Genomic DNA, 12945 nt, shown 5'->3' on the forward strand with positions numbered 1-12945 from the left:
TTTTGTGATGAAATTTGAAGAAAAAACACAAAATGAACAGTTTAAAAATATCTGACGACATCCAATTAAAAGAACTTAAAAAAGCTTTTAATGATAAATTCCCTCATTTAAAAATTGAGTTTTTTGCTGAAGCGCATGAAGAAGGTGAAGCAAGTACTTACAAAAGTATGTATGATGAAAATCTTTATTTAAAAGATATCAGAAAATCTCATAACGAAGGAGAATTATCTATTGACGGTCATACTAAAACTGCTACGTTTGAACAGAACTTCAAAGACCATTTTGGTGTAAATGTTCAGGTTTGGAGAAAGTCGGGAAATATGTGGTTGCAAACTACAACTACAGATGACTGGACATTGTCTGAGCAAGAAAAAAAGGGCGAAGAATACGAATTTTAATGCCTTTTCATAGCGCGATCCAAATCTCTCTTTGTATCCTTTGATTTCAAATCTTCACGTTTGTCGTGCAACTTTTTACCGCGCGCAAGGTGAATATTGAGTTTTGCTAAATTGTTTTCACTGATAAACAACTTAGAAGCAATTATTGTCAAACCTTGATCTTTAAGTTTGCGTTGCAATTTTCTTAATTCAGTTCTTTGCAACAATAATTTTCTGTCTCTATTGGGTTTGTGGTTGTTGTATGAACCTTTGTCATACTCGGCAATGTGCATATTTCTGATGTAAAGTTCTTCTTTTACAAATACGCAGTAAGCCTCTGTGATACTTGCTTTGTTATTTCTGATACTCTTTATTTCTGTACCAGTAAGCACAATACCCGCTACAAAGTCGTCTAAAAATTCGTACTCGAACTTTGCTCTTTTATTTTTGATATCCACTTTTGACATTGTTTACAAAGGTGCAAAAATATTGGATAACTAATTCTTTCTATTATCAGAAGATAAGGTAGGAATTCCTTATATTTACGGTATGCTGGATTTGAATGTATACAATTCATTAGCGCCTAAAAAAGGTAGACTGTTAATCACAGAACCTTTTCTGGAAAACGAATTTTTCCAGCGAGCAGTTATTTTGCTGTGTGAGCACAATGAAGAAGGTACTTTCGGTTTTGTCCTCAACAATTATGTAGATATTGAACTATCAGAATTTGAAGGGATGCCTGAGTTTGATACAAAAATATCTAAAGGAGGCCCTGTTAGCACCAAAAACCTATATTACATACATACACTTGGAGATGCTTTACCGGGAAGTATTCAAATCACAGGTAAACTATATGCCGGAGGTGATTTTGAAATTCTCAAAGAAATGATTGCCAGTAATCAAGTAGCCCACAATCAAATAAGATTTTTCTTAGGCTATTCTGGCTGGGTAGAAAAACAATTGGAAGGAGAATTAAAACACAACTCCTGGTTAGTTTCAGATATCAAAAACATTGATGACATCATGGATGTTGATTACAACAGTATTTGGAATGACTATATGGAGAGCATGGGTGGCAAATACAAAGCATTTGCTCACTTTCCTAAAGATGCCTCTTTGAACTAGTGTTTTTCTCTAGTTTCCAATAAGTACTTATCAATGTAGTCTTCACATTTTTTGCGATTGTCCTCATTGGACATATAATCTTGTAACTGTGGTAAAATATCAATGTGAAACATAGAGATAAAAACAAAAGGTTCTAGATACCCATCTTCCATCATTCTTAAAGGAAATTCATAAATATCAGGCAAATCTTCCTGGTTTTCCTCTAACATTCTTCTAAAACTATACACTTCCAAATACCTGTCTTTTGTCAAACCATTCTCCTCAATAATACCATCTTCATTACAATATCTACTTACTTCTTTTTTTGCATCTCTATAATCTTTCCAATAAGTAGGTCCATATCTTTCTGCGTCATCTTCTCCAATAGTATTTGGATAAAAATACCGGGTAAAACGACGGTCGTTCATCACTTTGTTCTCTACCGATAAAATTTCATTGTATTTTGACTTAATGTCATGTCCCGGATAAAGAAAAAGCATTTGTTGACATTCTTTTTTAGCTCTGTAAAACAAACCTTGTTGAACCAAACAATCTACAATACAAGTTCTAGGTAACATTTTATTAGGATAAGCTGTTCTTGATCGCTCATAAAAGAACATGGCTGAATCATAATTTTCTCTATAATAGAATGTGTGTCCCAGGTAAATATTAGCCAAATAAAATCCTGAATCTTTATCCATAGCTTTTCTGAAATTCAGTTCAGCCAATTCAAATTCACCATCATCTATTTTTAACTTACCCTCATCAAAAAGCTCCCATCCATCATCAGAAACATTTGTATCAAGCTTCTCCTCTGCCACCATTTGTCTTAGATACATATCTGCATTTTGTGAAAAAGATGCTAACGAACTATAGCGGCATACATCCAGAAAGTTTTCTTTGCTAAATCTCTTTATGTCATCTATCAGTTGAACTCCGACAGAATCAAGTGGTTCCCCATCATTTTCCTCTATCATTGCCTCTTCAATTTCATCTCCTTTTGAAACATTGTACAAGTATTTTAAATGTTCCATAGTTACAAGCACCTCAAAAGCATACAAGCTGGGATACTTTTCTTTGGACATATAAGTAGTTAACTTATCAAGGCCTTTGTCTATATCCTTGCCAAATACTTTAATTGCTTTGTTAACTTGCTTGGCTGTTTGAGCTTGAATTGAAAAAGAAAATAATAATGTAAGTAAAAGAAAAATGTGTCTCATAAAATAAGTCATGGGTAATTTGTAAATACTCCTTTAAGTTAATAATTCTACAGCTAAATCCACTGATCGTTTAATAATGAAGTCAGATTTTTAGCCATTTCCTTACCATAATGTTTTGTTCGATAGGAATCCACCCATATAACACCTTGAATGGCATTGGTTAAAAACACCTCATCAGCCACCAATAAATTTTGAGGTGAAATGTTACACTCATATACTTTAATTCCATTTTGCAAAGCGATATTAATGATCTGCATTCTCATGGTGCCTGCCAATGGACCTAAATCAAGTCCGGGTGTATATAACACTCCGTTACTTACAACAAATAAGTTAGAACTACCCCCTTCAATAATTCCCATTTTATAATTCTGAATCAGCAAATCATCTACCCCTTTTTCTTGAGAAGATAATTTTGCCATGATATAAATGAGGGCATTCTTTGTTTTATACTTTGCCAGTGGAGAGATATCTTTTTTAATCTCATCATACAAATCAATCTTGTAGCCCCTGTCATTTAACACAAACCTATTTTCATCATGATGATAGGCTTCAATGTAGTAATCTACATGACTGGAATTAGGCAAAAAATTTCCTCCGGGTTTTCTGTCTACACTCAATCTTACTCTTCCACCCTGCTCTATATTATTTTGCTCAACCAATTCATTGATTTGTTCTTCAAAAAATGATGCGGAATAATTTGCCGGAGGTTTCATTTGCAGTGCTTCCATACCTTCAGACAACCTCATATAATGGTTATCCAGATTAATGGCTTTTCCGTTGATGACCCTAATTGTTTCAAATAGTCCATCTCCGTATAAATAAGCCCTATTACCGGCCATGATTGAATACTTATCAGCAGGCAACAAACTTCCATTAAAATTCACAAATCCACTCATAATCCAATTTTTTGAGGCAATTCCAAGAGCAAATGATAATCTACAATTATCATAAAGACGATTCCAAAGATTGCACCCGCAAAATGGGCATCATGTGCAATCCCGGTACCTCCCCTTTTAGCCATGAAATACTCCGCAATTAAAATAATTGGACCAAGTATGTACGCTTTGATAGGTATAGGGACAAAAATAAACATCAGCTCAACTGATGGATGAATCATAATAAAACCGAACATCACAGCCATAACTGCTCCGGATGCACCTAACGAATTATAGTGCATATTATCCTTATGTTGATTTAATGATAACAAGGTTGAAAACAAAATTCCACCTACATAAAGGCAAGCAAAATACATGTACCCTTTTGGGCCGTATAAAAAGATCATACTCTTTTCTAAAGCTACACCAAACCCATACAATACATACATATTGAATATAAGGTGCATCCAGTTGGCATGAATAAATGCATGAGAAAATGAACGATACCACTGTTTATGGTGTACTACCTGATATGGATTCCACATCCACTTCCATTTAAAGTCATTATCGCTAAAGCCTTTAACGGAAATTAGAATAGTAACAACTAATAATAAATAGGTGATATACATTTAATTAATAATTGATTATCTTATTAGATGAATTACTTACCTTGCATCAAATTATAAGATGAAACGCTACTTACACTTTATACTGACCCTTGCCGTTTTTGTTTCATTAATTGGATGTTCTGGAAATTCAAGAGTACTTACTGAAGAAGAACAAGCCATCAGTGATGAATTAAAATCTAAATATAAATCAGCTGATTATTTGGTATTTGATGGAGATACATTGATGGCCTCATCTGAGGTGCTTTCTTTCTATCAAACAAATGATTTTCAACCTATTTGGATTGTTGACAATAAACTTAATGACAAAGGTGAAGTACTTTATGATCTTATAAAAAATGCGCGTCATCATGGATTCATGCCTGAAATGTTCAATTACTCTTTAATCAGGGAAACAAAAAACACTTCGATTTTAGACGCTGAGATGATTTTATCTAACGGCTTTCTATTGTATGTATCACACATGGATGCAGGTTGTGTAGATCCAACAACAGGTAATTACACCTGGAAAAAAGACTCCTTAGATTTTGATCTCATAGCAGAACTTGACAAAGTACGAGAAGGATCAGATCCTGCTGAAGTCATTCTGGCGCATCAACCGGAAAACTGGGAATATAAACAGTTACAAACAGGTTTAGTACAGTTTTTAGACACTTACACTTTGGATACAATGACTTATGACATTCCTGCATTTAAAGAAGATTCAGTTAAGTGTTATCATGCAGCTCATGAAGCTTTAATAGGTCATGGATATCTTGATGCTTCTATCAGTGATAAGGACAGTAATTTTATCCATGAACTTAAAAAATTCCAAAAATTAAATGGGTTGTTAGATGACGGAATCGTAGGTAAATGGACAGGAAGAGCATTAAATGAAAGTAACAATGAACGCTTTTATCACGCAGCCATTTCTATGGAAAAATGGAGATGGAAAAAGAAACCATATCCAGCGAAGTACATTCGTGTGAATATCCCTGAATTTACACTTTACTTTTTTGATAGTACTCAACTTAAAAGTAAACACAAAGTAATAGTTGGTGCATATGATACGCAAACACCAGAATTCCATGCATCTATGGAAAGAATGATCACCAATCCATTCTGGCATGTGCCTTACTCTATTGCTTCTACAGAGATTTTATACGGAGCAAGAAAAGATTCAGCATACTTTTCAAAAAGAGGATACAAGGTATTTAAAGATGGACAACAGATTGATCCTACTGCTGTAGACTGGTCAGGTGTTGGTACAAATAGCTTTACTTATAGAGTAAGGCAGGATGGTGGTGCAGGAAATAGTTTGGGGAAAATAAAATTCTTATTCCCAAATGTTCACTCAGTATTTATCCATGATACGCCTACTAAAAGATTATTTGAAAATGATGTGCGTGCCTACTCTCACGGATGTATTAGACTTCACAGACCATTTGATTTAGCCAAATCTATATTATCATCTGAAGTTAACGCCATGGAAGCTGATACCTTAGACAGTCTTGTTTACAGAGGAACCCAAAGGGTTATTGAACTAAAAGATCCTTTTGAAGTTTATATAGAATATTTCACTGTAACAGGAGATAGTAGTGGAAATGTTATTTTTCATCCCGATATTTACGGAAGAGATAAAAAATACATTGACAACGCCTATAAAAAATTCTATCTACCAGATGATCAAACCCCCGATAGCGAAGAAGATCAGCAAGTTGCTGAAGATTCACCAATCAGAAAGGATTGACAATTATTACTGGATGAACGACAGAGAACATCCAGATGTGATTTCATACTTAAATGCAGAAAACGATTACACAAAAGCAATTCTGAAACCAACAGAAGAAGCTCAGGAATTGTTGTTTAAAGAAATGCGAGCACGTGTCAAAGAAGATGACATGTCAGCCCCTTATTTAAAGAATGGTTACTGGTATTATTCTCGTTATGAAACCGGACAGGAACATCCTATCCACTGCCGCAAAAATGGATCTCTTGAAGCTGAAGAAGAAATCTTAATGGATGAAAATGAAGAGGCAAAAAATCATCCCTATTATGAAGTAGTTTCTTTTACAATTAGCAAAGACAACACACTAATGGCCTTTGCTGAAGACATAACCGGTAGGAGATTGTATCAAATAAGATTCAAAAATTTAAAAACAGGTGAAATACTGGACCATAAAATAGAAAATTGTAGTTCAGACCTGGCCTGGCACAACAATAATACTGATTTGTACTTTTGTTTAAGGGACGTAAAAACACTGCGTCCTTATCAAGTTCACAAGTACAATATTTCAGATAAATCAGACAACATTATATATACAGAAAAAGATGATACTTACATCTGCTCTGTTGAAATCAATAAAGATTTTAAGCATCTACTCATAAGTTCTCACAGTACTTTAACTACAGAATATCAAATAAAGAGTGCTGATGATGATAGCAATTTTGAATTGTTTCTAGCAAGAGAAGAAGACCATGAATACTATCCTGAGATGGATGGAAACATTGCTTTTATCAAGACCAATAAAAATGCAGAAAATTTCAGATTAGTAAAATGTAATCTATCTGACAGATCTTATGATAAATGGGAAGAAATTCAAGCACACAATGATGATATTTACATAGAAGATTTTGAAGTATTCAAATCTCACATTGTGGTTGTTGAGAAAGAAAATGGTTTGTCTCAACTAAAGATATACGATAGAAAATCAAATAAAAACTTTGTGTTGCCTCCCAAAGAGGAAACCTACATGCTTTATCTGGGAACAAATCCTGAAATAGATCAAGATAATTTCAGAATTGGATATACGTCAATGACTACACCCCATTCAGTTTATGATGTTGATTTCAAAAACTTTCAATGGACACTTGTAAAACAGCAAGTTGTTCAGGGTGACTTTGATTCGACAAACTATCAGTCTGAACGTGTATGGGCCAATGGACGTGATGGAGTTAAAGTTCCTTGTTCTCTTGTTTATCACAAAGACAAATTTAAAAAGGATGGTTCAAATCCAATTTTAATTTACGCTTACGGATCTTACGGATCCACGATTGATCCTTACTTTTCATCTGTAAGATTATCACTGTTAGATCGAGGTTTTGTTTTTGCCATTGCACATATAAGAGGTGGAGAATATTTAGGAAGACATTGGTATGACACAGGAAAGCTGTTGTTTAAAAAGAATACTTTTTACGATTTTATTGATGTGGCAAAGCATTTGGTGGATAACAAATTTGCTGATAGCGAAAACGTATTTGCCATGGGAGGATCTGCAGGAGGTTTGTTAATGGGAGCTATTGCTAATATTGAACCTAAATTGTGGAAAGGAATCGTTATGCAAGTACCTTTTGTTGATGTAGTTACTACAATGTTAGATGACAGTATTCCTTTAACCACGGGTGAATATGATGAATGGGGTAACCCTAATAAAAAAGTGTATTATGATTATATGCTTTCTTATTCACCGTATGACAATATTGAAGCAAAAGATTATCCCTCAATGTTGATCACCTCAGGATTACATGATTCACAGGTTCAATATTGGGAGCCAACAAAATACATTGCCAAACTGCGTGAATACAAAACAGACAACAACATTGTTTTACTTCATACCAACATGGATGCTGGACACGGAGGTGCAAGCGGAAGGTTTGAGTCAATGAAAGAAATAGCGCTTGAATATGCTTTCATTTTTTGGAGAAGCGGAATTAGCGTAAAATAATTCTAACTTAGTTCTACTATGTTCAATTTAAACAACTACCTACATAAAGTGATATTGTCTCTAGTTTTATTATTGTCCACAGCAATAGTGAATGGACAAGAGAAATTCAAAAGTGATACCGCACATTTTCAAATTGAATTCCCAACTAATTATGATGACAAATTGGATGCAGAAGATGATATGACGGTTGTTACCGCAACTTGTACATACAAGGGAATGATTATTATGCTCAGTGCATTTATCTATAAAGAAAAGATTCCGACAGATGACTATGCCATGAAAATTGCAGAAGGAATCATTGTGACAGCAGACGCATTCAACTCAAAATTTGACCCTAAAAAGTGTATTCCCTGGGAAATTGAAGGAGGATATGCCGGACTACAAAACCCAATTAAAGGAAAAGTAAAAGACGGTCAAGGCAAAAAAGTCAAATTTTTTGGTAATATTTATATTACTATTATCAACGGAATAGAATACCGATTATCTATTTTTTCAGGAAGCAAAAGTAGCTTTGATAAAGAAGTAGAAAGAAAATATATTCAGTCTTTTAAAGTACTGTAAAGCTTTAAACCAGAAGTATAAGGACGGAGGCAATGTAATTTTCATTGTCTCCGTCTTTTTTTATTCAATTACGTATTCAAATACTTGTAATTCTTCAACTTTTTTAATGAATTCATTGTCTACAGGAACTTTCAAACTGCGACTTGGCATTTTAAGTTCTGTATTTGATTTATGATCTTTAACTATGAATTTTAAAGAACAGTTTCCTGTGTGGTCTTGAATAATGTGGTATAGTTCATCTATCATATGATCTGTCAGATCTGAAGACTCCACACTTAAACAAAGAGTTTTTGCTCTCTTGTCTCTTAACTCTGTGAGTAATTCTAGTTGTTGTACTTTGAATTCAAGATCTTCTCTATATCTGCTTTTTTGCACACGCCCGGTTAAGAACACAAACGTTCCAATGCTCAGCATATGCTTAAACTTCATATAATCTTCACCAAAAACAAATAGTCTTTGACTGTCTGAATAATCTTCAATGTCAAACGTACCAAAAGGATTACCGTGTTTAGTAGTTCTATGTTGGGCGTCTGTAATTATTCCCGCCATTCTCAATTCCTGATTGGCAAACTTCTCTAATTGTACAATATCAGCTACTCTGGAATTACAAAAGCTGTTAATTTCCAATTTAAAATCATCCAATGGATGCCCGGAAATATAGATTCCGACAACATCTTTTTCCTTACTCAATTTTGTTAAGGTTGGCCAATCATCTACTCTAGGGGGCTGTGGTTGTGGTACATCTTCAGCAGCAACACTTTCAAACATGCTTACTTGTGAAGAATCCTCATTTTCTTGAACGCGAGCACCAAACTTTAATACATTTTCAAGAAATACTTTTCCGTTTTGGTCTTCTGCAAAAAACTGCGCTCGACTGATATTACCAAATGAATCAAAACCTCCGGCCAGCACTAAATTCTCAAACACTTTTTTATTACAAGCTCTTAAATTGACACGAGAAACCATATCAAAAACAGACGCAAACGGTCCGTTCTCTGAACGCTCCTCAAAAATGGCCTCAACTGGTTTACTTCCAACTCCTTTAATTGCTCCTAATCCAAATCGGATAGCTCCCTCTTTGTTTACAGTAAATTTATATTGAGATTCATTTACATCTGGACCTAAAACGGGGATTCCGGCACGCTTACACTCTTCCATAAACATGGTTACCTGTTTAAGGTCATTCATGTTATTACTCAATACTGAGGCCATGTATTCTGCTGGATAGTGCGCTTTTAAATAAGCAGTTTGATAAGCAATCCAAGCATAACATGTAGAGTGAGATTTGTTAAAGGCATAGGATGCGAATGCTTCCCAGTCTACCCAAATTTTTTCCAGCACCTTTCTGTCGTGTCCATTGGCTTCTCCTTGATCCAAAAATTGAGGCTTCATTTTAGCAAGAAGATCAAACTTCTTTTTACCCATTGCTTTACGCAAAGTATCTGCCTCACCTTTTGAGAAGTTGGCCAATTTCTGCGACAAGAGCATTACTTGCTCCTGATATACCGTAATTCCGTAAGTTTCTTCTAAATATTCTTTGGTAGCTTCCAGGTCATATACAATCTCCTCTATTCCGTGTTTTCTTTTAATAAAAGAAGGAATATACTCCAACGGTCCCGGACGGTATAAGGCATTCATAGCAATTAAATCCGCAAAAACTGTTGGTTTCAGTTCTCGAAGATACTTTTGCATACCGGCAGATTCGTATTGGAATATCCCGATCGTTTCTCCCCGTTGAAAAAGCTCATAAGTTTTTTCATCATCAATAGGAAAGTTTTCAGGATCCAATTCAATCCCATGTCTTTCCTTGACAATTTTAACCGCATCCTTTATTAAAGTTAGCGTTTTCAATCCCAGGAAATCCATCTTTAACAGACCAGCATCTTCTGCCACAGAGTTATCAAACTGTGTACAGTACATGTCTGAATCCTTAGCAAGTGCAACGGGAACAAAATTGGTAATATCATCCGGTGTAATAATCACACCACATGCATGGATACCAGTATTTCTCATTGAACCTTCAAGCAAAACTGCTTGTTGGATTACCTCTCCTTGTAAATCTTTTGATTTTATAAGCGACTTTAACTCATTCGCTTTTGTAATATCATCTTGATTGTTCTTTAACTTATCTGCTAATTCAACCTCATCCAGGTTAAATATTTTGTTCAATTTAATATCCGGAACAAGTTTGGCCAATCTATCTGCGTCATGCAATGGTAAATCCAAAACACGTGCAGTGTCCCTAATAGAAGACTTAGCCGCCATTGTACCATAAGTAATAATCTGAGCAACTTGATTTGAGCCATATTTATTAATTACCCAATCAATAACTCTTTGTCTTCCTTCATCATCAAAGTCGATATCAATATCGGGCATTGACACCCTTTCAGGATTTAAGAAACGCTCAAATAGGAGATCGTACTTAATAGGATCAACATTCGTAATTCCGGTACAATATGCAACTGCTGATCCAGCAGCTGATCCCCTACCCGGTCCAACGGACACTCCCATATCTCTGGCAGCCTGACAAAAATCCTGAACAATCAAGAAATATCCCGGATATCCTGTATTGGCAATTGTTGCCAACTCAAAATCTAAACGCTCTTTGATATCTTCAGTTATCCCTTCTTCTCCCCATCTTTTCTTGGCTCCTTCATATGTCAAGTGACGCAAGTAGTTATTTTCTCCACGTTTTCCTCCATCTTCCAAATCCTGCGGATCTTGAAACTCTTCAGGTATATCAAAAGCCGGAAGTAATATTTCTCTTGCTAAATCATAAGCCTCACATTTAGCAACAATCTCATTTGTGTTTTCAATGGCCTGTGGCAAATCAGAAAACAATTTCTTCATCTCGTCCGGAGATTTGAAATAGTATTCATCATTTGGCAGACCGTATCTAAACCCTCTTCCTCTACCTTTTGGAGTAGATTTTAATTCTCCATCTTTGATACACAATAAGATATCATGTGCATCTGAGTCTGATTTATTTAAATAGTAAGTTCTATTAGTTGCAACTATTTTGATGTCATATTTCTCGGCAAACCTCAATAAAGTCTCATTTACTCTATCTTCTTCAGGTAAACCGTGTCTTATCAACTCAAGGTAAAAATCATCACCGAATTGCTCTTTCCACCATACTACCGATTCTTCAGCTTGATTTTCTCCTACATTCAGGATCAGGTTTGGTATCTCACCATTTAAACCACCACTCAATACAATAATTTCACCTTTGTATTGAGTGACAATGTTCTTGTCTATTCGTGGAACGTAGTAAAAACCTTCAGTAAACGCAATAGATGACATCTTTGCCATATTGTGATAACCGACCTTATTTTTAGCCAACATTACCACAGTATTCCCATTGTCTTTATTGCTTTTATCAGTACGATCTTTACAGATATTGAATTCACATCCAACAATTGGAATTAATGGTCTTTTATTAAATATCTTGCCCTCTTCCTCCGCCTTTTTCTTCTCTGCTTCAAGCTCTCTGTTATATGATTTAACATCACTTACAAAGTGAAAAGCTGCCATCATATTTCCTGAGTCGGTAAGTGCAACTGCAGGACTATTCATTTCTCCTGCTTTGTATACCAGATTTCTAATTTTGGTAGTAGACTGAAGAATTGAGAATTGAGAATAATTATGAAGGTGGCTAAATGGGATATCTGATAATTGGTCCAGATTCTCCCTTACCTCTTCTTTTGAAATTGAAGGCTCAGTATCTTCAAGCTGTCTAAGTTTATCAGATTCAGCTTTTAAATTTTTGTGCTCTAAACCAACAGTAGCAATTTTATCCGGATGCTTTTCTAAGAAATTTTGGATATAGTTGTCTGTTGCCTCTAGCTCCTGATTACTGAAATTTCCTGTTCTGATTAGCTCAAAGAAACATCTGGTAGTAGCTTCAACGTCCGCAGTAGCATTATGAGCTTCTTGAAAAGCTTCTCCAAATAAAAATTCGTGCAACTCAGTTAGAGTTGGTAATTTAAACTTACCTCCTCTACCTCCAGGCAACTGACATAATTCAGCTGTTTTCTCTGTACAGGTATCAAGGATAGGCATTTCAATCATAGGTGTTTCTACACTATACCTGTAGAACTCACATCCCATTACATTGATATCAAAACCAATGTTTTGACCAACAACAAATTTTGCTTTAGAAAGTGCCTCATTAAATTTTTGAAGAACATCTTGAATCGGAACTCCTTGTTGTTCTGCTAACTCAGTTGAAATTCCGTGAATTTGCTCTGATTCAAACGGAATATTAAATCCATCCGGTTTGATAAGGTAATCTTGATGCTCAATCAAGTCTCCATTTTCATCATGGAGCTGCCATGCTATTTGAATACACCTTGGCCAGTTATCAGTGTCTGTAATTGGCGCATTCCAGTTCTTAGGTAAACCAGTAGTTTCGGTATCAAATATAATGTACATTAATCAGGTTTGTTATTGGTTATTCCTCGTTAAAAACGAACATA

Annotated in this window: 10 protein-coding genes; 5 read left to right on the forward strand and 5 right to left on the reverse strand. The window is 35.1% G+C overall.

The window, feature by feature from the left end; translation table 11 throughout:
• Nucleotides 1-32 precede the first annotated feature (32 nt).
• On the forward strand, nucleotides 33-398 hold the full coding sequence (locus K6119_RS05465) for a hypothetical protein (RefSeq protein ID WP_221836252.1): 366 nt from the start codon (nucleotides 33-35) through the stop codon (nucleotides 396-398).
• Here K6119_RS05465 and smpB read toward each other — a convergent pair.
• On the reverse strand, nucleotides 395-844 hold the full coding sequence (gene smpB, locus K6119_RS05470) for an SsrA-binding protein SmpB (RefSeq protein WP_221836255.1): 450 nt from the start codon (nucleotides 842-844) through the stop codon (nucleotides 395-397). The two genes, K6119_RS05465 and smpB, sit on opposite strands and share 4 nt — an antisense overlap.
• Before the next feature lie 82 nt (nucleotides 845-926).
• On the opposite strand from smpB, the gene K6119_RS05475 reads away from it, so the two are divergent.
• Nucleotides 927-1502 carry a YqgE/AlgH family protein gene (locus K6119_RS05475; protein ID WP_221836258.1) on the forward strand — a complete coding sequence of 192 codons (576 nt, stop codon included), beginning with the start codon at nucleotides 927-929 and terminating at the stop codon, nucleotides 1500-1502.
• On the opposite strand, the gene K6119_RS05480 is transcribed toward K6119_RS05475, so the two are convergent.
• The 3 genes from K6119_RS05480 to K6119_RS05490 are packed head-to-tail and all read right to left on the reverse strand — an operon-like array spanning nucleotide 1499 to nucleotide 4205.
• Nucleotides 1499-2701 (reverse strand): tetratricopeptide repeat protein, encoded by a 1203-nt coding sequence (locus K6119_RS05480; RefSeq protein WP_221836261.1) that lies wholly within the window; start codon nucleotides 2699-2701, stop codon nucleotides 1499-1501. The genes K6119_RS05475 and K6119_RS05480 overlap by 4 nt on opposite strands.
• A gap of 53 nt (nucleotides 2702-2754) precedes the next feature.
• The gene (locus tag K6119_RS05485) at nucleotides 2755-3597 is read right to left on the reverse strand and encodes an aminotransferase class IV (protein WP_221836263.1); all 843 of its coding nucleotides are present in this window, start codon (nucleotides 3595-3597) and stop codon (nucleotides 2755-2757) included.
• Nucleotides 3594-4205 (reverse strand): rhomboid family intramembrane serine protease, encoded by a 612-nt coding sequence (locus tag K6119_RS05490; protein ID WP_221836266.1) that lies wholly within the window; start codon nucleotides 4203-4205, stop codon nucleotides 3594-3596. The genes K6119_RS05485 and K6119_RS05490 overlap by 4 nt, the downstream gene beginning before the upstream one ends.
• Before the next feature lie 58 nt (nucleotides 4206-4263).
• Between K6119_RS05490 and K6119_RS05495 the strand changes: the two genes are divergently transcribed.
• From K6119_RS05495 to K6119_RS05505, 3 genes are read left to right on the forward strand one after another with little or no spacing between them, the layout of a single operon-like run.
• Nucleotides 4264-5931, forward strand: a complete 1668-nt coding sequence (locus K6119_RS05495) for a L,D-transpeptidase family protein (protein WP_221836269.1) — start codon at nucleotides 4264-4266, stop codon at nucleotides 5929-5931.
• Nucleotides 5864-7906: a S9 family peptidase gene (locus tag K6119_RS05500; RefSeq protein ID WP_221836272.1), complete on the forward strand. Its 2043-nt coding sequence runs from the start codon at nucleotides 5864-5866 to the stop codon at nucleotides 7904-7906. Before K6119_RS05495 ends, K6119_RS05500 begins: the two co-directional genes overlap by 68 nt.
• Before the next feature lie 18 nt (nucleotides 7907-7924).
• On the forward strand, nucleotides 7925-8467 hold the full coding sequence (locus tag K6119_RS05505; RefSeq protein ID WP_221836275.1) for a hypothetical protein: 543 nt from the start codon (nucleotides 7925-7927) through the stop codon (nucleotides 8465-8467).
• 60 nt (nucleotides 8468-8527) lie between these two features.
• On the opposite strand, the gene dnaE is transcribed toward K6119_RS05505, so the two are convergent.
• Nucleotides 8528-12901 carry a DNA polymerase III subunit alpha gene (gene dnaE / locus K6119_RS05510; RefSeq protein WP_221836277.1) on the reverse strand — a complete coding sequence of 1458 codons (4374 nt, stop codon included), beginning with the start codon at nucleotides 12899-12901 and terminating at the stop codon, nucleotides 8528-8530.
• Between the last annotated feature and the right edge of the window lie 44 nt (nucleotides 12902-12945).

Source organism: Paracrocinitomix mangrovi (genome assembly GCF_019740355.2).
GTDB classification, from domain to species: Bacteria; Bacteroidota; Bacteroidia; order Flavobacteriales_D; family Crocinitomicaceae; genus Paracrocinitomix; species Paracrocinitomix mangrovi.

What these genes read in the sequence shown, in the direction of transcription:
- K6119_RS05465 (WP_221836252.1), top strand. Translation starts at nt 33, where the DNA reads ATGAACAGTTTAAAAATATCTGACGACATCCAATTAAAAGAACTTAAA.
- smpB (WP_221836255.1), bottom strand. Translation starts at nt 844, where the DNA reads ATGTCAAAAGTGGATATCAAAAATAAAAGAGCAAAGTTCGAGTACGAA.
- K6119_RS05475 (WP_221836258.1), top strand. Translation starts at nt 927, where the DNA reads ATGCTGGATTTGAATGTATACAATTCATTAGCGCCTAAAAAAGGTAGA.
- K6119_RS05480 (WP_221836261.1), bottom strand. Translation starts at nt 2,701, where the DNA reads ATGAGACACATTTTTCTTTTACTTACATTATTATTTTCTTTTTCAATT.
- K6119_RS05485 (WP_221836263.1), bottom strand. Translation starts at nt 3,597, where the DNA reads ATGAGTGGATTTGTGAATTTTAATGGAAGTTTGTTGCCTGCTGATAAG.
- K6119_RS05490 (WP_221836266.1), bottom strand. Translation starts at nt 4,205, where the DNA reads ATGTATATCACCTATTTATTATTAGTTGTTACTATTCTAATTTCCGTT.
- K6119_RS05495 (WP_221836269.1), top strand. Translation starts at nt 4,264, where the DNA reads ATGAAACGCTACTTACACTTTATACTGACCCTTGCCGTTTTTGTTTCA.
- K6119_RS05500 (WP_221836272.1), top strand. Translation starts at nt 5,864, where the DNA reads ATGATCAAACCCCCGATAGCGAAGAAGATCAGCAAGTTGCTGAAGATT.
- K6119_RS05505 (WP_221836275.1), top strand. Translation starts at nt 7,925, where the DNA reads ATGTTCAATTTAAACAACTACCTACATAAAGTGATATTGTCTCTAGTT.
- dnaE (WP_221836277.1), bottom strand. Translation starts at nt 12,901, where the DNA reads ATGTACATTATATTTGATACCGAAACTACTGGTTTACCTAAGAACTGG.